Below are 21,097 nucleotides of genomic sequence, written 5' to 3'. Positions count from 1 at the left end.
CTCGCCGCGGCGGGCCCTTGCACTCACGTGCGCGGGCTCGCCGCTGAGCTGTTGGAATCCTCCCCCCTGTGCGTCGGTCACCCGGCAGGATCGAGTACGACCGGAAGCTCCGCGAGGCCGCGGAAGGCCGGGAAGGGAACCTCCAGCCACCGCGTCTCGGCGCGGGGGTCGGCCAGAGCCATCCTCGGGAACCGGTCGAACAGGGCGGTGAGCGCCAGCTGCATCTCGAGCCGGGCCAGCGGGGCTCCCAGGCAGTAGTGGCTGCCGTGCCCGAACCCCAGATGCGCGTCCTGCGCATTGCCCGGACGTGTCACATTCAACTCGTCCGGGGCGTCGAACTTCAGCGGATCGCGGTTGGCCGAACTGATCGCGATCTGGACCAGGGCACCCTTGGGAATCCGCGTCCCGCCGTACTCCACGTCCTCGGTCGCATAGCGGAACGTCGCGCTCTCCACGGAGCCGTCGTAGCGCACCAGTTCCTCGACCGCGGCACGCATCAGCTCCCGGTTCTCCCGCACCGCGCGCAGCTGCTCGGGATGGGACAGGAGATGATGCACGGCGTTGCCGAGCAGGTACGCGGTCGTCTTGTGACCCGCGAACATCAGCAGGAACGCCGTGGAGACCAGCTCGTTCTCGGTCAGCCCGCCGCCGGCGTCGTCCCGGACCGCGGTGAGCGCGCTCAGGAGATCATCACCCGGACGGCTCCGCTTGGCGGCGATGAGATCCGAGAAGTACGCGTGCAGATCCTCCTCCGCCTTGTGCTGGGCCCGCTTGGCCTCCTCGTTGAAACCGCTCTGGGCCACCGTCGAGGACAGGTTCTGCATCCGCGACCGCTCCTCGGGTGGTACACCGAGCAGATCGCAGATCACGATCATCGGCAGCGGGAACGCGAAGACCGGCAGAAGGTCGAAGGGCTCCCGAGTCGGGCACCCGTCGAGCAGGCCCCGGACTATGTCCTCGACCTTCGGCCGCAGAGCCTCCACGCGCCGTGGGGTGAACGCGGAGTTGACCAGCCTGCGCAGCCGAGTGTGCTTGGGCGCGTCGGAGTTGAGCATGTTGTCGTCCAGCGCGACTGACGAGTCACCGAAGATCCTCCGGTAGGCGTCCATGGCCCCGTACATGTCCTTGCTCAACCGCGGATCCGACAGGGCGGCCCGCGCGTCCTCGTACCGGGTGATCAGGTACGTCTCGTTGCCGTGCGGCGGCCTCATGGGGCAGACCGGGGCCGCGTCGCGGAGATGGGCGTAGACCGTGTGAGGGTCCCGCCGGAACTCCGGGGTGCAGCGTTCGGCCGCGGTGACAGCCTCTTGCGTGGTGGTCACGGACGACTCCTGAGGTCGAAGAGGGCCTCGGCGGTGCCACCGAGGATGAGCTGCTGCGACGCCTTGTCGACCGGCAACTTCTCGATCATGCGGATCTGCTCCTCCAGCGGCACGGCCAACGGTGGTGAGTCCGTGCCGAACAGCATCCGTTCAGGTCCCAGCACCTCCGTGTTCAGACTCAGATGCGCCGAGCTGGACGGGCTCGTGTCGACGTACATGCGCCGCAGCGCCGCGGCCGGATCGACCGCCGGTCCGTCGGAAGCAGGCGGGGCGGAGACTGCCCCGGGCTGGCCGGCGGGCGGCGCGCCCCCGGCCCAGTGCCGGGGGCGCGCGGCCGTTTGCAGGCGTTCCGGCAGCAGCGCCATCGCGCCGCCGCCGGTCGCGCCGATCAGCCGTAGATCCGGGTACTTGTCCAGCCACCCCGCGAAGGCGATCATGGCCATGCCCATAGTGACGTCGTCGAACCGGCCGATCTGCTCGACGAAGCCGATCTCGTCGACCCGTTCCGTGCCGACCGGTTCCGCCGGGGCGTGTACCAGGACCGGCACCCTCGCCTCCGCGGCCAGTGCGAAGAAGGAGTCGGCGCGCGGGGAGCCGAGCAACTCCCCGTGGACGCTGGACGTGGTGATCAGGCCGACGAAGGCCGGGTCCTCCAAGGTCTCCTGCACCCCTTCGAGGTGATCGTCGTCCCCGAAGGGGTTGGCGTACACATAGCCGCGCAACCGGTCCGGGAACCTGGCGATCAGCCCCGACATCCAGGCGTGGAAACTGCGCAGCCGGTCTCGTGGTTGCGCGTAGTTGTCCACGCCCGGTACCCGCGCCATCGCTCCGGCGCCGACGGGGCTGCCGATGATGGTGAGGTCGATGCCGGCCTCGGCGCGAGCGGCGAGCATGCCGTCGACGTCGGTCAGACTCGGTGGCATGGGGAAGCGTTTGGCTGCCTCCGGCGGGGAGAGATGCCCGTGGATGTCGATGATCACGTGTCGCTACCCGGTTTCCGTGTGAGTGCGCGGGTGACCGCGGCACAGTCCTGGTCGCCCAGTCCCTGCTCGGTGGCATGGACGTGGGTCTCGGCCGCGGCGGTCGCCAGCGGCAGACTCAGGCCGACTGCCGCTGCCTGCTTGGTAGCGAGCATGAGGTCTTTCGCCATCAGCCGCAGCCGGAAGTCCGGCTCCTCGAAGCGGCCGGAACCCAGGCGCCTCGACTTGAACGCCATGACCGGAGAGGCGAAGCCGCTGCCTGCGATGGTCTTGAGGACCATTTGCCGGTCGAGGCCGCAGGCGGCCGCGAGTTCAGTGACCTCGGCCAGGGCCTGCACCTCTATGCCCATCAGCAGGTTGAGGCACAGCTTCATCCGCATGCCGGAACCGAGTGCGCCCAGATGGACGACCTCCTTGCCCAGCATCTCCAACAGCGGGCGGCAGGCGTTGAACGCCTGCTCCTCGCCGCCGACGAAGAGCCGCAGCTCGCCGTCACGGGCATGGTCGCAATTGCCGAGCATGCCGACGTCCACGACCGAGGGGATGTCCCCGGCGATCTGGAGGACCTCTTCGGGGGAGACGGTGCTGGCGCAGATCAGGACGCCGGGGTAGGCGCCCTTGGACAGGACGCCGTCGGCTCCGTGCAGCACGGAGCCGACAGCTTCGCCGTCGGCGACGACGCAGATGGCGGCGCTCGTGCCCTCGACGGCGTCGACGGGGCGGGGAGCGAAGAAGACGCCTGCCCGGGCAAGCGGTTCGGCCCGCTCCGGGGTACGGTTCCAGACCCGGACTTGCATTCCCCGATCGAGGAGGCGGGTGGCCAGGCCGGTGCCCATCGTGCCGAGCCCGAGTACGGCGACGGGGCCGTTGGCGATACGCGTCATGACGTCACCACACCTTTGGTCTCCTTGACGACTCGAAACCGCAGCGACTGCGTCGAGTCGACCCACCGGCGCAGCGGAGCCACCAGTGCGCGGTGCTCCGCGCTCTGCTGCCAGGCGAAGAAGTGCTCAGCCGTCTGCCACTCGCTGGTGATGACCCACTGCCGGGAGTCGTCCACGGGTGCTCCCAGCCTCTCGACGATGTGGCCGGGGGTCCGGGCGACGGATTTGCGGAGCTGGTCGTACAGATCCAGGAATCCCTGCTCGCCGCCCTCGATCACTCGGACGGTGAAAACGACGCTCAGATTTTCGGCCGGTTGGCCGTTGTTCCTCGTGCCCATGTCTCCTCCTGATGGTGGGATCCGGCAGGACACGACTCTCACGGCCTCATGTCCCTCGTGCGGGCGCAACTCCGAATGGGGCGCGGGCCAATGGGGACAAGGGGATAACGGTCCGTGATTGCTCTCTTCGGGTGAGTGGCGAGATGGTGCGTTTCGCTGACTACAGGGCGCCGATGGCCGCACGCGAACGGAGGTCTGCAACCCCCGATGCGTCTCGGGGAGATCAGGACCCTTTGGGATCGGCAACCGCCCGTGGGAGCTGGACGAGTGGGGCGGACACCCGGCGTACGAGCGGTTCCTTGCCTCGAAGGGCTGTTCCTTGCCCCGGAGCACGCCGGGCGCGGCAGTGCGGTGAACGGGGAGTGGGGAAGCGTTTCGCCTCGGTGCTTCACCGCGAGCGATGAAGGGCGCCCGTACGGCCTCTTCGCGGCTATCAACCGCCGCTACACCCAGGAGTCCGAGGCCGCAGCGGCCGCCCACGACGTGCGCCCGCTCCACGCCAAGGCACTGCTGGCCACTGAGGAACCGGTCCCCATGCGCCGCATCGCCGACCGCCTGCACGCGGAGCCCTCCAACGTCACCGTGATCATCGACCGGCTGGAGTCCCGCGGCCTGGTCGAGCGCAGCCCCGACCCCGGCGACCGCTGCGTAAGCGCGTCGCCGCCACCACGGCCGGCCGCACCGTCGCCGCCGACCTCCGCACCCGCATGCCCTTCGCCGCCGAACCCCTGGCCCGGCTCACCACACAGCAACGCGAGTCCTTGCACGAGCTGCTGTGGCTGATACTCGACGCCTGACTCGTGTCCTCAGTCGCCGAAGACCTGGCTGACCACTTCATTGCCGATCCCTCGCTGCTGTCCGCCCTGACCGGACTCCAGGACCGCGACGACGGCACGATCCGACGCGAACTGGTCACCCACCACGGAGAAGAACAGAAACCCGTCTGGGCCCGAATGACCACGCCGATCGAGGCGAAACTGCGATCGGCCGGCTTCGAGGCGCGGCCCTCGGCCTGCGCGCTGCCCAGCACCTCGCCACCCATGTCGACCAGATCGCCGCGGACCCCACCGGCTACCACACCTGGACAGCACAGGCCCTCCGCCCGTGGTTCGACGCCCGGGTGACAGCCGACCGCGCCAACGAGCAGCGCCTCGCCGAGAGCTCACCACCCGCAGATCGGCGGGCTGCCGCCCTGGCCGCCTGCGCCTTCGACGACCCGGTCGTCATGAGAGCCCGAGCCCAGGTACGCCATCTCCTGCGACCAGCCGACGACGCCTACGGCACCGACGAAGTGGACCGGCACGACACCGCTTGGCGGCTGCCCACCCAGACTTCTCGCCAAAGCACGACGGCCCGACCCGAGATCAGTGGGATGCACTCATCCTAGGCTGAGGGCTTGCCCGGCACCTGGCACAGAAGATCGATGCAGCCATCACCTGAGCGCTTGACTCACCCTCCGTAATCACAGCATTCGTCCGGTCAAAGCTGCCCTCAGATGCCCAGACCTTGGAAACGCGGACAGCCTCGGAGGAGTCCGTGCGGCAGCATCCAAGGGCCCGCGCCACCAGGGGTCCTCGTGGCCGGACAGGCGGAGACACTGTCTCGAACTCCCTGGACGGGAGAATCGGGTTTTCCCAGGTCAGCGCACCCTTCCGCGTGGCTTCAACGGCACCGGCGGCAGCTCGGGTGCGGGCAGCGGACCCCCGGCGTAGCCCTTCACCTCACCGAAACGTGCCCCCTTCATCCAGTCCTCGCGAGCCTGTACGATCTCCTCCTGGGAGCGGGCGACGAAGTTCCACCACATGATCAGCTCCTCGGCGAAGGGCTCGCCGCCGAGCAGCATGATCCCGGCGTCCGACTCGGCGCGCAGCGGGAGTTCGGTGCGTCCGCAGCCCAGGTACAGCATCGAGCCTGGCAGCACCGGCACCCCGTCCACGTGGACCTCGCCGGACATCGCCAGCACGCCGTACTCGAAGTCCGCGTCGAGAGGCAGGCGGACGTCGGTTCCCCGGGTGAGGGCGAGGTCGGCGCCGACGATCGGGGTGTACGTCGTGCCGGGTGAGGCGGAGCCGTCGAGGGCGCCGAGGATCACCGTGGCGGTCAGGCCGGGTGCCGTGACCGTGGGCAGCTCGGGGTGGTACTCGAACCGGGGGTCGGTGTGGCGGTGCCCGTCCGGCAGCGCGACCCACAGCTGTGCGCCGTGCAGGAACCGGGCGTGCGGACGGGGGCTCTCCTCCGAGTGGCTGATCGCGCGGCCCGAGGTCATCAGCCCGAGCTGTCTGGGCCGGATCGTCTGCAGGCTGCCCGTGGAGTCGCGGTGCAGCACCTCGCCCTCGTGCAGCCAGCTGACCGTCTGCAGCCCCATGTGGGGATGCGGCGGGACCTGCATGCCGGGCTCGTCGGCGATGTCGTCCGGGCCGTAGTGGTCGACGAAGGCCCAGGCACCGATCATGCGGCGGCCCAGGTTCGGCAGCAGCCGACGCACCTCGGTCGACTCGCCGAGCTTCACATGACGGGGGCTCAGCAGCTCGCGGACGGGCTCGGCGACGACGAATCCGCGTCCGCCGCACACACTGGGCACGGGCGCGCGGTCAAGGTTGCTCATGGCGGCCAACTTAGCGGTCGGCCGTCCCGGCTGCCGAGCAGACGCTCGGCCACGCGCCGAGGTCAGCGTACGGCTCGCCGAGGAGGCGGGGGACATCGTCGGCCGTGCCGCCGAATGGCGGTGCCACCGAGACCAGCATGATCCACCACAAGGGATGCGTGGTCCAGGGGGGATACACATCCGTTTGGACGACGGCGGCGAGTCCGAGGTCGGCCCCGGCGACGTCTTCGTCTGCCCGCCCGGTCACGACTCGTAGGGTACGAGGACGAACGCCTCGCTCACGTCACCGGCAGCAGCCGTCCCACCAGCGTGCCCAGCTGCCGGGCCGTGCGGCACTCGTGCATCTCCACCAGGTCGGCGTAGGCGGGCGCCGCCGAGTCGCCCGTGCCCCACTGGGTGCGTGACTCGGGGTTGAGCCAGTAGACGCGGCGGGCCCGCCGGGCGAGTTCGCGGACGGCGGGGAGGTTCGGGTCGCTCATGTTGGTGCGCGCGTCCCCGAGGACGAACACCGTCGTACGCGGGCCGACCGCATCGCCGTAGCGCTCCGTGAACTCGCCCAGGGCCACGCCGTAGTCGCTGCTGCCGTGCCAGCCGGTCAGCGTGGCCTCCGCGCGGATGCGGGCGCTGAGCCCGTCAGGGTCGGCCCTGCCGTGGTCGAGGAGGCCGGTCACCTCGTCCAGTCGGTTGACGAAGGCGAACACGCGGAGCTTGCTGAACTGGTCGTGCAGCGCCTGCACCAGCAGCATCGTGAAGTCCGAGAAGCCCGACACCGAGCCCGAGACATCGCAGAGCAGGACCAGTTCGGGGCGGGCCGGGCGGCGCCGGCGCAGCACCGGCCGCATCGGGACCCCGCCCGTGGACAGCGAGGAGCGCAGCGTGCGGCGCAGGTCGATGCTGCCGCGCGCGGCGCGGCGGCGGCGCGCGGCCAGCCGAGTCGCCAGTTTGCGCGCCAGCGGCTGAACCGCCCTGCGCAGCTCGGCCAGTTGGTCCCGGCCGGCGTAGAGGAAGTCCACCCGGTCGGCGGTCGGCCGGACCGCGCGCCGGGCGATCTCGTCCCGCCCGCGCCGCTCGGCGACCCGGCGCCGGGCCTCCGCCGCGACCATCCGCCGGAACTCCTCGATCCGGCGCCGGATCTCGTCGTCCAGCAGCCGGTCCGCGAACCCCGTGCCCCCGTCCCGCCCGCGTACGTCGGCCCGTACCCGGGCCAGCAGGGTCTGCGGGCGCAGCCGGTCCAGGGTCTGGTACGACGACCAGCCGTCCGACTCCGGTGAACTCCCGTACCCGCCAAGGCCGTCCACCGCCTCCGCCGCCAACTGGGCCAGCAGTGAGCGGTCGTCGGCGGCCAGCGCGTCCGCGAGCCGGTCGCGCAGCTCCTCCCGGTCCGCCGCCTCCCGGTCCGGACGGCCGACGCCGCGCGGGAAGTACAGGTCGAAGACCGGGTCGAACACCGCGCGTTGGCCCGGTCCGTGCAGCAGCGTGGCGGCCAGCCCCTCGCGCAGCAGCTCCCGGTCCGAGAGTCCCAGCGCCTCGACAGCGAGGGCTGCGTCGACGGTCTCCCCGGTGCCGATCCGCACGCCGTGCGCGCGCAGGGCACCGACCAGCCCGGTGATCCGCTCGGCGACGTCGCTCACCGCGCGTCCAGCGCGTCCAGGTCGAGCTTGGCGGCGGCCTTCTGGATGTCGTCCTGGTGCTTGAGGATCACCCCGAGACTGTCCCGTACGACGGTCTCGTCCAGCGCGTCTGCGCCCAGGGCGAGCAGGGTGCGCGCCCAGTCGACGGTCTCGGCGACGGACGGAGCCTTCCGCAGGTCCATCGCGCGCAGCGCCCCGACCACCCGCACCACCGACGCGGCCAGCGCCTCGCCGAGCCCCGGCACCTTCAGCCGTACGATCCGCCGCTCCAGCTCCTCCTCCGGGAACCCGATGTGCAGGAACAGACAGCGGCGGCGCAGCGCCTCGGACAGCTCCCGGCCGGCGTTGGAGGTGAGGACGACGAACGGGCGGCGCGTCGCCGTGACCGTACCCAGCTCCGGGACGGTGACCTGGAAGTCGCTGAGTACCTCCAGCAGCAGCCCCTCCATCTCGACGTCGGCCTTGTCGGTCTCGTCGATCAGCAGCACCGTCGGCTCGTCGCCGCGGATGGCGGTGAGCAGCGGGCGCGGGAGCAGGAACTCCTCGCTGAAGATGTCGGTGCGGGTCTCGTCCCAGGTCTCGTCACGGCCCGCGCTGATGCGCAGCAGCTGCTTGGCGTGGTTCCACTCGTACAGCGCCCGGGACTCGTCCACGCCCTCGTAGCACTGGAGCCGTACCAGCCGGGCGTCCGCCACCTGGGCGACGGCCTTGGCCAGCTCGGTCTTGCCCACGCCCGCGGGGCCCTCCACGAGCAGCGGCTTGCCCAGCCGGTCCGCGAGGAAGACGGTCGTGGCGACGGCGGGCGAGGCGAGGTATCCGGTCTCGGCGAGGCGGGCGGAGACGTCGTCGACGGACGTGAACAACGGGAGCCTCCGGCGGGTCGGGAGCGTGCGGGTCAGTCACTATCTGTGTGCTCACTATCTAAGCGCTTGTTCAGGGTCTGTGTCACGTGGAATCGGCCACGTCCGATGCCCGACGGTTGCGCCCGGTGCCGCACGAACGGGCCACCCCGGCGCGCCGACCCGCACGCCCGCCCGTGCAATGGAGAGGTGACCGCGCCCCCGCACGACTGCCTCGCGCGCAACGAGTGGATCTGCGGCGCCTATCTGAGCACCCGCCGCCAGATCGTCCTCGACTCGGTCGTCCAGCACCTCCAGCTGACCGCGCTGTCGGTGCTCATCGGCCTGGCCATCGCCCTGCCGCTGGCGGTGCTGGCCCGCCGCTGGGCCCTGGCGGCAGGGCCGGTCCTCGCCGTGACGACGATCCTGTACACCATCCCGTCGCTGGCGATGTTCTCGCTGCTCCTGCCCCTGTACGGCCTCTCGGCGACCCTGGTCGTCGCGGGTCTCGTGCTGTACTCGCTCACCGTGCTCGTCCGGAACATCCTCGCCGGGCTGCGCGCGGTCCCCGAGGAGACACGGCAGGCCGCGCGCGGCCTCGGCTACGGCCCCGTGCGCCTTCTGCTCACCGTCGAACTGCCCCTCGCCCTGCCCGCCGCGATGGCCGGGCTGCGCATCGCGACCGTCTCCGCCGTCTCCCTGGTCACGGTCGGCGCGATCGTCGGCTTCGGCGGCCTCGGCAATCTCATCTACGCGGGCATGAACACCTACTTCAAGGCCCAGGTGCTCACCGCGTCCGTGCTGTGCGTGCTGATCGCGGTCGCCGCCGACCTGCTCCTGCTCAGCGTGCAGTGGCTGATCACGCCCTGGGCGCGGGCGGCCCGCGCATGAGCACCGTCACCGCCGCCTGGGACTGGCTCAGCGACCCGGCACACTGGTCCGGCGACGACGGCGTCCGGCACCGGCTGCTCCAGCACCTGGTGCTCACCGTGGTCTGCCTGCTCGTCAGCTGTCTGATCGCCCTGCCCGTCGCCCTCGTCCTCGGCCACCTCGGCAAAGGCGGCGCGCTCGCCGTGAACATCGCCAACGCCGGCCGTGCCGTCCCCACCTTCGCCGTGCTGGTTCTGTTGCTGCTCACCCCGGTCGGGAAGTGGGGCGAGGGGCCCACGGTCGTCGCCCTGGTGCTGTTCGCCGTGCCGCCGCTGCTCACCAACGCCTACGTCGGCATGCGCGAGGTCGACCGCAGCGTCGTACGGGCGGCCCGGGGCATGGGGATGACCGGGCGGCAGCTGCTGTTCCAGGTGGAACTGCCCCTCTCGCTCCCCATGGTGCTGAACGGGGTTCGGATCGCCGCCGTCCAGCTCGTCGCCACCGCCACCATCGCCGCGCTCGCCGGCGGCGGCGGCCTGGGCCGGATCATCACGGCGGGCTTCAACCTGGCCAGCACGCCCCAGGTGGTCGCGGGTGCGTTCCTCGTCGCCGTGCTCGCGCTCGTGGTGGAGGGCGTCTTCGAGGCCGTCGAACGGCTGGCGCCCGCCTGGGCGAGGAGGGGCCGGTGAGGGGGCGTACCGCACATGCCGTGGCCGCCCTGCTCACCCTCACCGCCTGCTCCACCGGCCCCTCCCTGGAGAACCGCGGCCAGGTCACCGCCCCGCCCGGGGACAGCCACCACCTGACCATCGGCTCGGCCGGCTTCACCGAGAGCGATCTGCTCGCCCAGATGTACGCCCAGCTGCTGAACCAGGCCGGCTACAAGACGTCCATCCTCACGGTCGCCAACCGGGAGCTGTACGAACCTGCCCTGGAATCCGGCCAGATCGACGTCGTACCCGAGTACGCGGCCACCCTCGCCGACTGGCTCAACGCCAAGACCCACGGCCCCGGCGCGGAGCCGGTGGGCTCGCCAGACCTGGCCGCCACGATGAAGGCCCTGCGCGCACTGGCCGCCCCGCGCGGACTCACCGTCCTCCCGCCGGGCCGCGCCGTGGACCAGAACGCCTTCGCGGTGAGCGCCGACTACGCCCGCCGGCACCGGCTCAGCACCCTCAGCGACCTCGGCGCCTCGCGGCTGAGAGTACGGCTCGCAGCAGGCGACGAGTGTGTGCAACGGCCGTACTGCGAACCGGGATTGAAGAAGGTGTACGGCATCGACATCACCGGCGTCGACCCCAAGGGCGTCGGCACCACCCCGGCCAAGCGGGCCGTGCAGGAAGGCCGGGACCAGATGGTGCTGACCACCACCACGGACGCCACCCTCGACGCCTTCGGCCTGGTCCTGCTCGCCGACGACAAGCACCTGCAGAACGCGGACTACGTCGTCCCGGTCGTCAACCGCTCCCGCGCGGGCAGCCTGGGCGTGACGAAGGCGCTCGGCAAGCTCAACGAGGTCCTGACGACGAGGGACTTGGCGCAGCTGAACCAGCAGGTGGACAGCTGGCGGCGGCTGCCCGCCGATGTGGCCCGGACCTATCTGAAGGACAAGGGCCTGCTGAAGTGACGTACCTCCGGTGTCCGTGAGCGAGGAGATTCAGACGTCCGCGAGCGAGGCCGTTCAGGCGTCCGCCACCGAGTCGAACGACACCTGCCCCCGCGAGACCCCCCGGGCATCCGCGTCCACCGAGCGCCGCAGCGCCTCGTGCAGCTTCGCCGGGGTGAGGACGCCCAGGAAGCGCGCGCCGTCCAGCACCGCGACCCATCCGGCGTCGTACTGGAGCATCACCCCGAACGCCTGCTTCAGCGGGGCCCCGACCGGCACCCATGCGGTCATCCGATGGGCGAGGTCGCCGACCGTGCCGCCCGCCGCCAGCTCCTCGATGCCGGACCAGCCGTGCAGATCGCCCGCGCCGTCCAGTACGACCGCCCAGCGGGAGCCCTCGGCCCGCAGCCGCTCCAGGGCCCGCTCGGCGGGCTCGTCCACGCGGGCCACGGCCGGCTGCTCCAGATCGTCCGGCTCGATCGCGGTGACCGACAGCCGCTTCAGGCCCCGGTCGGCGCCCACGAACTCCGCGACGTACGGCGTGGCGGGCGCCCCCAGCACGGCCCCCGGCGTGTCGAACTGCTCGATGCGGCCCTGCCCGTACACGGCGATACGGTCGCCGAGCCGGACCGCCTCCTCGATGTCGTGCGTGACCAGCAGCACCGTCTTGCGCACGGCAGCCTGCATGCGCAGGAACTCGTCCTGCAACTGCTCGCGCACCACGGGGTCGACCGCCCCGAACGGTTCGTCCATCAGCAGCACCGGCGGATCCGCCGCCAGCGCCCGCGCCACGCCCACCCGCTGCCGCTGGCCGCCCGAGAGCTGCTCCGGATAGCGCGGCCCGTACGTGTTCGGGTCCAGGCCCACCAGATCGAGCAGTTCGGCGGCGCGGGCCCGCGCCTTCGCCCGCTTCCAGCCGAGCAGCGCCGGGACCGTGGCGGTGTTGTCCAGGACGGTGCGGTGCGGGAAGAGGCCGACCTGCTGGATGACGTAGCCGATACGGCGGCGCAGCCGCACCGGGTCGACCCGCGCGATGTCCTCGCCCGCCACGAAGATCCGGCCGGAGGTCGGCTCGATGAGCCGGTTCACCATCATCATGGTCGTCGTCTTGCCGCAGCCGGAGGGGCCGACGAGCGTGACGAGTTCGCCCTCCGCGACCTCGAAGGAGAGGCCGTCCACGGCCGTCGTGCCGTCCGGATACCGCTTGGTGACCTGCTCGAACCGGATCATTCCCCCACGCTAGCCACTGGGCGCGGCACCCGCGCGCTCAGTCGCCCGAGCCGCTGACCAGCACCACCTCCAGGGTGCGCGGGCCGTGCACGCCCTCCACGCGGTCCAGCTCGATGTCGCTGGTGGCCGACGGGCCGGAGATCCAGGTCAGCGGGCGGGTGGGGGAGAGGCGTTCGAGGGCCTGCGGGACCGAGGAGACGACCTGGCCGGGCACCCGCACCACGCAGATGTGGTGGTCGGGCACCAGACTGATCCGGCGCCGCCCCTGGTCCGGGCCGCCATCCAGCACGATCGTGCCGGTCTCGGCGATCGCCACCGCGCAGCCCGTGACCACGCTGTCCACCCGGTCCAGCTCACCGGCCGTGCTCTCGGCCCGGTCGGCGACCCGTGCGACGTCCGCCCGCGCGAGCCAGTCCTCCGCGAGCCCCGGCGGGACCAGCACCGGGCCCGACTGCCGGTCGGCGAGCAACCGGCCGATCAGGGACGGCAGTTCATCCTCCGTGCAGCGGTGTACGAGCGCCCGGTAGTCTGCCAGGTTCTCGGCCAGCAGCTCCACCGTCTCCTCGGCCGTGCGCTCCCCGTGCTCGCGCAGATAGTCCCGTGGCACCGCTTCCTCGTACGGCCGCTCGTCCGGCTGTACGTCCGCGAGGGCGCGCCGCACCCGCCCCAGGATCCGCTCCCTGCTGCTCACTTCGCCTCGCCCTTTCCGCCGCGCGTGCGCTGCCACCAGTCGCGGAACGGCTCCGCCGGCACCGCCGGCAGGTCCCGGGCGCCGCTCCACGCCCGGCCGGGACCCGGCAGGGTGCGCGGGTGCAGCCGGCGGGTGCGGGAGGCCAGCCGCTGGCCCGCGCGCAGCGCACCCGGATGCGCGAACGCCCAGCGCGCCGCCCGCATGGCCGCCCGCTCGGCCGCGTGCCCCTTGGCCGGCTTCAGGACGACCTTGTTGCCGTGCCGGACGGCCGGTCCGCCCTCCACCACCCGTTCCCGCAGATGCACCAGCACCTCGGGGATGTCGATGGCGACCGGACACACCTCGTAGCAGGCCCCGCACAGGGAGGAGGCGAACGGCAGGGAGGCGTCGATCTCGCTCGCGGTGCCCCGGAGTTGGGGGCTGAGGATGGCGCCGATCGGGCCCGGGTAGACCGAGCCGTACGCGTGCCCGCCCGCCCGCTCGTACACCGGGCACACGTTCAGGCAGGCCGAGCAGCGGATGCAGCGCAGCGCCTGCCGGCCGACCTGGTCGGCGAGGGTGTCGGTGCGGCCGTTGTCCAGCAGCACGAGATGAAAGGTCTGCGGGCCGTCCTCGTCCGTGGTGCCGGTCCACATGCTGGTGTACGGGTTCATGCGCTCGGCGGTCGAGGAGCGGGGCAGAGTCTGGAGGAAGACCTCCAGGTCCCGCCAGGTCGGTACGACCTTCTCGATGCCGACGACCGAGATCAGCGTCCTGGGCAGGGTCAGGCACATCCGGCCGTTGCCCTCGGACTCCACGACGACCAGGGTGCCGGTCTCGGCGACCATGAAGTTGGCGCCGGAGATGCCGACTTCGGCCCGCAGGAACTTCTCCCGCAGATGCAGCCGGGCCGCGTCGGCGAGTTCGGCGGGGCTGTCGGTCAGGCCCTCGGGGGCCGGGCGGCCCCACGCGCCCATCTCGGTGCGGAAGATGTCACGGATCTCGCCCCGGTTGCGGTGGATGGCCGGGACCAGGATGTGCGAGGGCCGGTCCCTGCCCAACTGCACGATCAGCTCGGCGAGATCGGTCTCATAGGCCCGGATTCCCTCGGCGAGCAGGGCCTCGTTGAGCCCGATCTCCTGCGTGGCCATCGACTTGACCTTGACGACCTCCGACTCGCCGGTCTCCTTGACAAGTTGGGCGACGATCCGGTTGGCCTCGTCGGCGTCCGCCGCCCAGTGGACGGTCCCCCCTGCCGCGGTGACCGCCTCTTCCAACTGCTCCAGATACCGGTCGAGATGGCGCAGGGTGTGGTCCTTGATGCGTCGGCCGGCCTCCCGCAGCCCGTCCCAGTCGGCCAGCTCACCCACCGCCTTGGCCCGCTTGGCGCGGATGGTGTGCGTGGCGTGGCGCAGATTGCCGCGCAGGGTGGGGTTGTTGACGGCGTCGTGCGCCGCCTGAGGGAAGGCCGGCATGCCTACGAACGTCCCGGTCATCGGGCCGGTTCCTCCTCCGTGCTCGCCAGGATCTCCGCGAGGTGCACCGGCCGCATGCCCGTTCGCAGCCGGCTCATGGTGCCGCCGATGTGCATCAGGCAGGAGTTGTCGGCCGCGCACAGCACCTCGGTGCCGGTCGCCTCGGCGTTGCGCACCTTGTCCACGCCCATCGCCGCCGAGACCTCGGAGTTCTTCAGTGCGAACGTGCCGCCGAACCCGCAGCACTCCTCGGCCCCCGGCAGCTCGACCAGCTCAAGCCCCTTGACGGCCTGAAGAAGCCGGCGCGGCCGGTCGCCGAGGCCCAGGCCGCGCAGGCCGTGGCAGGTCGGGTGGTAGGTGACGGTGTGCGGGTAGTACGCGCCCACGTCCGTCACGCCGAGCACGTCGACCAGGAACTCGGTCAGCTCGTACGTCTTCGGCACCACCGGGGCCAGGGTCCGGGCGAGCGAGTCCCCGCGTCCCTCGGCGCGTGCCCGCTCGCCGAGGCGCGGATACAGCTCCCGCACCATCGCCGCGCACGAACCGGACGGGGTCACGATCGCCTCGTACTCGCCGAAGACATCGGAGAAGTGCCGGGCCATCGGTTCCGTCTCGTGCCGGTAGCCGGTGTTGTAGTGCGCCTGCCCGCAGCACGTCTGAGCCATCGGGAAGTCGACCTCGACGCCCAGCCTGGTCAGCAGTTTCACCACGGCACGGCCGGTGTCCGGATAGAGGGTGTCGTTGACACAGGTCAGGAACAGAGCGACACGCATCGCGGCTCCTCGGGGTCGGCCATCGGACGGGTGCTGAGGGCACCTCCCACAGGCGTTCAGCGTAGTGGGAGCGACATTCCATGATCCCAGGGCTCGGCCGGCGGCCGGCCGTGTGCTGAACTGGGACTCGTCCGTCCCATCCGTCCCGGGAGCCCCGTTGAGCCTCAGCTACCGCCAGCCCGGCGTCGTCCTCACCGACCGCCACTTCACCGTGCCCCTCGACCACGCCGACCCGGGCGGCGAGACCATCGAGCTGTACGCACGCGAGGTGGTCGCGAGCGACAAGGCCGGGCAGAACCTGCCCTGGCTGCTGTACCTCCAGGGCGGACCGGGCTTCGGGGCGAATCGTTTCGTCGGGCGGCAGGCCTGGCTCGACCGCGCCCTGAAGGACTACCGCGTCCTGCTGCTCGACCAGCGCGGCACCGGCCGTTCCACGCCCGCCACCCGGCAGACGCTCCCGCTGCGCGGCGGCCCCGCCGAACAGGCCGACTACCTCGCCCGGTTCCGCGCCGACTCGATCGTCCGCGACTGCGAGGCCATTCGCCCCGAGGTCACCGGCGGCGCCCCCTGGACCGTACTCGGCCAGAGCTTCGGCGGCTTCTGCACGGTGTCGTACCTCTCCCACGCCCCCGAGGGCCTCGACACCGCGATCGTCACCGGTGGGCTGCCCTCCCTGGACGCCCACGCCGTCGACGTCTACCGGGCCGCCTACCCGCGCATCGAACGCAAGGTCACCGCGCACTACGCCCGTTACCCGCAGGACGTCGAGCGGGCCCGCCGTATCGTCGAACACCTCCTCACCCACGACGTCGTCCTGCCGAACGGCCACCACCTCACTGTCGAGGCCTTCCAGGCCCTCGGCCTGATCCTCGGCGCGAGCGACGGCAGCCACCGGCTGCACTACCTGCTGGAGGACGCCTTCGTCCGCACGCCGGGCGGCGCGCAGCTGTCCGACGCCTTCCAGGAGCAGGTGCAGCCCCTGCTGTCGTACGCGGGCCACCCGCTGTACGCCCTCGTCCACGAGGCGATCTACGGCCAGGACGCCCGGCCCACCGCCTGGGCCGCCGAGCGCGTCCGCGCCGAGTTCCCGCAGTTCGACGCCGCCAAGGCGCTGGCGGGCGACGCCCCTGTGCTGTTCACCGGCGAGACGGTCCACCCCTGGATGTTCGACACCGACCCGGCCCTGCGCCCGCTGCGCGAGACGGCCGAACTGCTCGCCGCCCGCACCGACTGGGCGCCCCTGTACGACGCCGAGCGGCTTGCCGCCAACGAGGTGCCGGTCGCCGCGGCCGTCTACCACGACGACATGTACGTCGACACCGCCCACTCCCTGGAGACCGCGAGTGCCATCCGCGGCCTGCGCACCTGGGTCACGGACGAGTTCGAGCACGACGGGCTGCGCGCGGGCGCGCCCCGGGTGCTGGACCGGCTGCTGGCGCTCGCCCGCGGCGAGGCGTGAACCACCACCTGTGACGAACCGGCGCGGCGGCACCGTCTGCGCCCCATGACCGACGCCAAGACCCGCCGTGGCCTTCGAGGTGTTCAGCCGACAGCCGAGGTGTTCAGTCGGCAGTCCGACCGTCAGCCGCCCGTGCGGTGCACGGGACTGCCGGCTGCCGACGCCGAGCCGTCGTCCGGGACCGTGACCGGCTCGGCGGAAGCACGTACGGCGGCGGGGCGCCGCTCCAGGCCGAGCCGCAGCCCCTCCGGCATCACCGTCAGGCGTTCGGTGACCCGGAGCCGGTAGTCCGGGTCGGCCCGCAGCTCGTAGCGGCGCAGCAGCAGGCCGAGGACCAGGGTCGCCTCGTGCAGCGCGAACTGGCGGCCGATGCAGGCCCGCGCGCCGGTCCCGAACGGCTTGAAGGTGTGCGCGGGACGGGACCGTACGGCCTTGGCGTCGAACCGGTCCGGGTCGAACCGCTCGGCGTCCTCGCCCCACACCTCGGGGTCGCGGTGCAGCAGCGGCAGCAGCACCAGCGCCCACGCGCCGCGCCGCATCGGATGGTCCCCGGCGAGCACCGTGTCCTGCAGGGCCTCCCGGGCGTAGGCGGGCGCGGTCGGCCACAGCCGCAGCGACTCGTCCAGCACCCGGCGGACGTAGCGCAGCTTGGCGACCTGGTCGTAGCCGGGCTGCGGGGTGTCGCCCCAGACGCGGTCCACCTCGGCGCGGGCCTTCGCGGCGATCTCCGGGTGCCGGGCGAGGTAGTACAGCGCGAAGGAGAGCGCGCCCGAGGTGGTCTCGTGGCCCGCCACCAGGAACGTGATCACCTGCTTGCGGACGTTCTCGGCCGACAGCCGCTCCCCGGTCTCGGGGTGGGCCGTCTCCAGCATGCGGTCCAGCAGGTCCCCGTCCCCGCTGCCGGAGAGGCGCCGGGCCGCCACGACCCCGTCGACCGTGTCGTTCAGGAAGGCGATGTCGGCATCGTTGCGCCGGGAGCGGTCGCGCAGCAGCAGCGGCGCCAGCGGCCGGGGCACGCTGTTCAGGCGCTGGGCGTAGGTGAGCGTGCCCACCATCGCCGTCACGAAGGGGTGCGGCCGGTCGCGCTCGAAGGACCCGAAGTCGTGCCCGAACCCGGTGCGCGCGATCGTCTCCAGGGTCAGCTTGGTCATGTCGCCGGGCACGTCCACCGTGCGGCCGGCCGCCAGCTCCCGGTCCCAGTGGCCGGTCAGCCGCTCGGCGACGTCCAGCATCATCCCGTGGTAGCCCTCCATGGCCTCCCGGCTGAAACCGGGCGCCAGGACGTCGTGCGCAAGCTGCCAGTTCGGCTCGTGGTTGTACGCCGTGAACAGGCCGTCCCCGGCGAGCGGACGGAGGTTGGCGACCCCGAGGCCCACATGCTTGGCGAACCGGGACTCGTCGGCGAAATCGGAGACCAGGCGGGAGCCCCACACGAACACGAACTCGTTCCCGAAGGCGCGGCGCCGGAAGATCGGCCCCAGTTCGCGGCCGAAGCGCATGGAGTCCTGCACGGGCCGGCGCCGGTCGACGCCGAGGACATCGCCGAGCAGCGGCAGCCGGCGCGGCGGATGCGGGATGCGGTCCAGCTCGGGCCAGCCCTGCTCGGCACCCCGGAACCCCTTCGGCAGCCCGGTCTCCCTCGTCTCCGCCATGGCGTGATCTCCCTTGATCCAGCGGGGCGTTGTCCCTGTGCGCATGCGTGTTGTACGTGGGTTCAATAAGGCTTCCAGTGTGGTCCGCTTGTTGAACCGGCGTCAAGTAAAGTGGCGGCATGCCCGCGAACCAGGGGGAGCGTGCCCGGCGCAGACTCAGTACCGAGGAGCGCCGCGAACAGCTGCTGTCCGTCGGGGCCAGCCTGTTCTCGGAGAGCCCGTACGACGACGTGTGGATCGAGCAGGTCGCCGAGATCGCCGGAGTCTCGCGGGGGCTGCTCTACCACTACTTCCCGACCAAGCGGGACTTCTTCGCGGCGGTGGTGGAGCGCGAGAGCGAGCGGATGCTGCGCATGACGGCGGCGGTGCCCGGAGTGCCGGTGCGCGAGCAGCTCACCGCCGGTCTCGACACCTACCTCGGCTATGTCCAGGCCCACGCCCACGGCTTCCGTGCCTTCCACCGTGCCGACGCGGCCGGGGACCAGGCCGTGCGGCGCGTCTACCAGCATGCGCTGGCCGCGCAGGAACGGCAGATCCTCGCCGCGCTCGCCGCCGACCCGGAGTTCGGGCCCGTCTTCGAGCGCAGCCGCGAGGTCGGCCTGGCCGTGCGCGGCTGGCTCGCGTTCACCACGGCCGTCTGTCTGGAGTGGCTGCGCGACGGCTCGCTGACCCGGGAGCAGGTCCGGGACCTGTGCGCACGGGCGCTGCTGGGTGTCATCGGATGACTCCCCCGGTCGGGTGGGTCATGGTTGGCGCCCGCCCCGAACTCCGATAGGTTAGGCAAGGCTTACCTAAGGAGGTCCGGGGATGGGTGACGGCGTGGGTGACGGGATGGGTGACACGCAAGGCTGGGTGGCCGGGCCCGGCGCGGCGGAACGGGCGCGTTCGGTGCTGGCCGCCGCCTGGTCCTGCACGGTGACCGCGGACGGCGCCCGCGAGGAGTACGTCGCCGTTCACTCCGTCACCGAGGAGGGCGAGGTGCGGCTGGCGGTGCCCGACGACGGTGCCGACAGCACGCTGCTCACGGCAGCCCTGTGCGCCCCGCGCGGGACGCCGTCGGCCGTGCTGGAGTTCGCCGACGTGGCTCCCGTCCCGGTGCGGGCCCGGATCCGGGCCCGGCTCTGGCTCGCCGGCTGGTTCGCCCCCGCCGACGGCCACCTGTACTTCAGGCCCACCCGGGTGGTGCTGCGGCAGCCCTCCGGCCCTGTCCTCGTCGACCTCGACGAGTTCGCCACCGCCCGGCCCGACCCGCTGACGGACGCCGAGGCCCGGCTGCTGACCCATCTCGCCGATGCCCACCCGGACGCCGTCGAACGGCTCACCCGGCTCGTCAGCCCGGAGAGCCTGCACGCCGCGACCCGCGTCCAGCCCCTCGCCGTCGACCGGCACGGACTGACCCTGCGCATCGAACGCACCCGCGCCCACGGCGACGTACGGCTGCCCTTCCACGCGCCCGCCGACGACGTCGCGCAGCTCACCGAGCGCATGCACGCCCTGCTGTCGCAGGCGAGCACCGCCGCCTGCGCCCGGGCGCTACAGTGGCAGCGCGCAGACGGCGACGGGTGAGGCGAACGGCTCGCCCGCCAGGCTCAGTTCACCGTTCTCCGTGTCCACGTGGAAGACGCTGACGGTGCTCGACCGCTGGTTCGCGGCGAACAGCAGCCGCCCGTCCGGCGAGAAGGCGAGCTGCCGCGGCCAGTTTCCGGACACCGGCACCGTGCCGAGCAGCCGCAGCCTCGCTCCGTCCGCCTCGACGGCGTACCGGGCGAGGGTGTTGGCGCCGCGGTTGGCCAGGAAGGCGTAGCCGCCGTTCGCCGTCACCAGAGGCTGTGACGGGTAGTTCTTCACGCCGCCCGACCCCGTCGGCTGCGGCTCCCCGATGGTCAGCCGGCCGGAGTCCGGGTCGTAGCCGCAGACCGCGACCGTGTCGTCCTGCTCGTCGGCGAGGTACGCGTACCGGCCGCCCGGATGGAAGGCCAGATGGCGCGGGCCCGCGCCCGGCCGGGTGTGCGCCTGGGCCACGTCCGTGAGCGTGCCCTTCTCGGGGTCGAGGCTGTACGTGTAGACGGTGTCGTTCCCGAGGTCGACGGCGAGCACGTGACCGCCGTCCGGGCTGGTGATGACCTGATGGGCATGCGGGCCCTGTCGACCCGGACCGGGCGCCGGAGCCGGGTGGATGACCCGGTCGGTACGCTCCCCGAGAGCGCCCGAGGCGTCGATCGGGTGCACGGTGACGCTGCCCGACTGGTAGTCGGCGCTCAGCAGCCAGCGCCCACTCGGATGCACCGACAGATGGCAGGTCCCGGCGCCGCCCGTGCTCCGGGTGGCGAGGATCTGCCGGTCCGCGAGGCGCACGGCGGTCACCGCCCCGTCCTTGCGCTCGTTCACCGCGTAGAGCGTGCGGCCGTCCGGGTGGAGGGCGAGGTACGAGGGGTCGGGGACGCCCGCGAGCGTTCCCGAGCCGGTGATCCGGCCCGTCACCGGGTCGTACGAGGCCAGTCCGATGCCGGTGCCGCCGCCCTCGACCGAGGTGTAGGTGCCCAGGTACAGCGGGCGGGGTGTGGGCGGATTCCGGGGCGTTTCGGTGGCCGTCCGCTCCTCGGGTGCGGGTGCGGGTGCGGGTGCGGGTGCGCCTTGCGCCGGTGGTGCCGCGGGCGACGGGACCGCCACCACGGCCGCCGCGCCCGCCACGGCCCCCACGAAGCGGCGCCTGCTCCAGCCTCGCCTCACCGCTCGCTCCTCCTCGTCCACTACGCACCCCAC

Annotated in this window: 20 protein-coding genes and 2 pseudogenes; 9 read left to right on the top strand and 13 right to left on the bottom strand. The window is 71.9% G+C overall.

Features of this window, described 5'->3' with window-relative positions:
* Positions 1–77: 77 nt before the first annotated feature.
* From ACWD35_RS10995 to ACWD35_RS10980, 4 genes are read right to left on the bottom strand one after another with little or no spacing between them, the layout of a single operon-like run.
* Positions 78–1,322, bottom strand: a complete 1,245-nt coding sequence (locus tag ACWD35_RS10995) for a cytochrome P450 family protein (RefSeq protein WP_451350872.1) — start codon at positions 1,320–1,322, stop codon at positions 78–80.
* Positions 1,319–2,302 (bottom strand): amidohydrolase family protein, encoded by a 984-nt coding sequence (locus ACWD35_RS10990; protein WP_451350871.1) that lies wholly within the window; start codon positions 2,300–2,302, stop codon positions 1,319–1,321. The genes ACWD35_RS10995 and ACWD35_RS10990 overlap by 4 nt, the downstream gene beginning before the upstream one ends.
* Positions 2,299–3,186, bottom strand: coding sequence for an NAD(P)-dependent oxidoreductase (locus ACWD35_RS10985; RefSeq protein ID WP_451350870.1), 888 nt, complete (start codon positions 3,184–3,186; stop codon positions 2,299–2,301). Before ACWD35_RS10985 ends, ACWD35_RS10990 begins: the two co-directional genes overlap by 4 nt.
* Entirely contained in the window at positions 3,183–3,524 is a 342-nt protein-coding gene (locus tag ACWD35_RS10980) for an antibiotic biosynthesis monooxygenase family protein (RefSeq protein WP_451350869.1), read from the bottom strand. The genes ACWD35_RS10985 and ACWD35_RS10980 overlap by 4 nt, the downstream gene beginning before the upstream one ends.
* Before the next feature lie 267 nt (positions 3,525–3,791).
* Here ACWD35_RS10980 and ACWD35_RS10975 point away from each other — a divergent pair, with 267 nt between their 5' ends.
* Positions 3,792–4,307 carry a MarR family winged helix-turn-helix transcriptional regulator gene (locus tag ACWD35_RS10975; RefSeq protein ID WP_451350868.1) on the top strand — a complete coding sequence of 172 codons (516 nt, stop codon included), beginning with the start codon at positions 3,792–3,794 and terminating at the stop codon, positions 4,305–4,307.
* Positions 4,308–4,521: 214 nt separating this feature from the next.
* A pseudogene (locus ACWD35_RS10970) lies at positions 4,522–4,916 on the top strand (FAD-dependent oxidoreductase); the annotation flags it as partial.
* A 247-nt stretch (positions 4,917–5,163) separates the two neighbouring features.
* Here ACWD35_RS10970 and ACWD35_RS10965 read toward each other — a convergent pair.
* Complete coding sequence (locus ACWD35_RS10965) at positions 5,164–6,129, bottom strand: pirin family protein (RefSeq protein ID WP_451350867.1); 966 nt, start codon at positions 6,127–6,129, stop codon at positions 5,164–5,166.
* Positions 6,130–6,224: 95 nt separating this feature from the next.
* Here ACWD35_RS10965 and ACWD35_RS10960 point away from each other — a divergent pair.
* Positions 6,225–6,382, top strand: a pseudogene (locus ACWD35_RS10960) (cupin domain-containing protein); the annotation flags it as partial.
* Positions 6,383–6,407: 25 nt separating this feature from the next.
* Here ACWD35_RS10960 and ACWD35_RS10955 read toward each other — a convergent pair.
* A complete protein-coding gene (locus tag ACWD35_RS10955; protein ID WP_451350866.1) occupies positions 6,408–7,760 on the bottom strand; it encodes a vWA domain-containing protein in 1,353 nt (450 codons plus the stop codon).
* Entirely contained in the window at positions 7,757–8,623 is an 867-nt protein-coding gene (locus tag ACWD35_RS10950; RefSeq protein ID WP_451350865.1) for an AAA family ATPase, read from the bottom strand. Before ACWD35_RS10950 ends, ACWD35_RS10955 begins: the two co-directional genes overlap by 4 nt.
* 186 nt (positions 8,624–8,809) lie before the next feature.
* On the opposite strand from ACWD35_RS10950, the gene ACWD35_RS10945 reads away from it, so the two are divergent.
* Genes ACWD35_RS10945 through ACWD35_RS10935 form a run of 3 tightly spaced genes read left to right on the top strand, consistent with a single transcriptional unit; the run spans position 8,810 to position 11,096 of the window.
* Positions 8,810–9,490 carry an ABC transporter permease gene (locus ACWD35_RS10945; RefSeq protein WP_451350864.1) on the top strand — a complete coding sequence of 227 codons (681 nt, stop codon included), beginning with the start codon at positions 8,810–8,812 and terminating at the stop codon, positions 9,488–9,490.
* On the top strand, positions 9,487–10,158 hold the full coding sequence (locus ACWD35_RS10940; RefSeq protein ID WP_451350863.1) for an ABC transporter permease: 672 nt from the start codon (positions 9,487–9,489) through the stop codon (positions 10,156–10,158). The genes ACWD35_RS10945 and ACWD35_RS10940 overlap by 4 nt, the downstream gene beginning before the upstream one ends.
* The gene (locus ACWD35_RS10935) at positions 10,155–11,096 is read left to right on the top strand and encodes an ABC transporter substrate-binding protein (protein WP_451350862.1); all 942 of its coding nucleotides are present in this window, start codon (positions 10,155–10,157) and stop codon (positions 11,094–11,096) included. The genes ACWD35_RS10940 and ACWD35_RS10935 overlap by 4 nt, the downstream gene beginning before the upstream one ends.
* A 54-nt stretch (positions 11,097–11,150) precedes the next feature.
* On the opposite strand, the gene ACWD35_RS10930 is transcribed toward ACWD35_RS10935, so the two are convergent.
* Genes ACWD35_RS10930 through ACWD35_RS10915 form a run of 4 tightly spaced genes read right to left on the bottom strand, consistent with a single transcriptional unit; the run spans position 11,151 to position 15,223 of the window.
* Complete coding sequence (locus ACWD35_RS10930) at positions 11,151–12,305, bottom strand: betaine/proline/choline family ABC transporter ATP-binding protein (protein WP_451350861.1); 1,155 nt, start codon at positions 12,303–12,305, stop codon at positions 11,151–11,153.
* A gap of 37 nt (positions 12,306–12,342) precedes the next feature.
* Positions 12,343–12,996, bottom strand: coding sequence for a LutC/YkgG family protein (locus ACWD35_RS10925; protein ID WP_451350860.1), 654 nt, complete (start codon positions 12,994–12,996; stop codon positions 12,343–12,345).
* On the bottom strand, positions 12,993–14,471 hold the full coding sequence (locus tag ACWD35_RS10920; protein WP_451350859.1) for a LutB/LldF family L-lactate oxidation iron-sulfur protein: 1,479 nt from the start codon (positions 14,469–14,471) through the stop codon (positions 12,993–12,995). Before ACWD35_RS10920 ends, ACWD35_RS10925 begins: the two co-directional genes overlap by 4 nt.
* Entirely contained in the window at positions 14,468–15,223 is a 756-nt protein-coding gene (locus ACWD35_RS10915) for a (Fe-S)-binding protein (protein ID WP_451350858.1), read from the bottom strand. Before ACWD35_RS10915 ends, ACWD35_RS10920 begins: the two co-directional genes overlap by 4 nt.
* A gap of 157 nt (positions 15,224–15,380) precedes the next feature.
* Between ACWD35_RS10915 and ACWD35_RS10910 the strand changes: the two genes are divergently transcribed.
* Positions 15,381–16,682, top strand: coding sequence for an alpha/beta fold hydrolase (locus tag ACWD35_RS10910; RefSeq protein WP_451350857.1), 1,302 nt, complete (start codon positions 15,381–15,383; stop codon positions 16,680–16,682).
* Positions 16,683–16,804: 122 nt separating this feature from the next.
* Here ACWD35_RS10910 and ACWD35_RS10905 read toward each other — a convergent pair whose 3' ends face one another.
* Positions 16,805–18,334, bottom strand: coding sequence for a cytochrome P450 (locus ACWD35_RS10905; protein WP_451350856.1), 1,530 nt, complete (start codon positions 18,332–18,334; stop codon positions 16,805–16,807).
* Between the two features lie 119 nt (positions 18,335–18,453).
* On the opposite strand from ACWD35_RS10905, the gene ACWD35_RS10900 reads away from it, so the two are divergent.
* Together ACWD35_RS10900 and ACWD35_RS10895 are read left to right on the top strand one after the other, a co-directional pair.
* The gene (locus ACWD35_RS10900) at positions 18,454–19,059 is read left to right on the top strand and encodes a TetR/AcrR family transcriptional regulator (RefSeq protein WP_451350855.1); all 606 of its coding nucleotides are present in this window, start codon (positions 18,454–18,456) and stop codon (positions 19,057–19,059) included.
* 106 nt (positions 19,060–19,165) lie between these two features.
* Positions 19,166–19,900, top strand: coding sequence for a DUF2470 domain-containing protein (locus tag ACWD35_RS10895; RefSeq protein WP_451351093.1), 735 nt, complete (start codon positions 19,166–19,168; stop codon positions 19,898–19,900).
* On the opposite strand, the gene ACWD35_RS10890 is transcribed toward ACWD35_RS10895, so the two are convergent.
* On the bottom strand, positions 19,868–21,064 hold the full coding sequence (locus ACWD35_RS10890; RefSeq protein WP_451350854.1) for a lactonase family protein: 1,197 nt from the start codon (positions 21,062–21,064) through the stop codon (positions 19,868–19,870). The genes ACWD35_RS10895 and ACWD35_RS10890 overlap by 33 nt on opposite strands.
* Between the last annotated feature and the right edge of the window lie 33 nt (positions 21,065–21,097).

The organism is Streptomyces sp. NPDC002671 (assembly GCF_053592475.1).
Note: the sequence above shows the minus strand (reverse complement) of the source record. Positions and strands in the feature narration are given on the sequence as shown.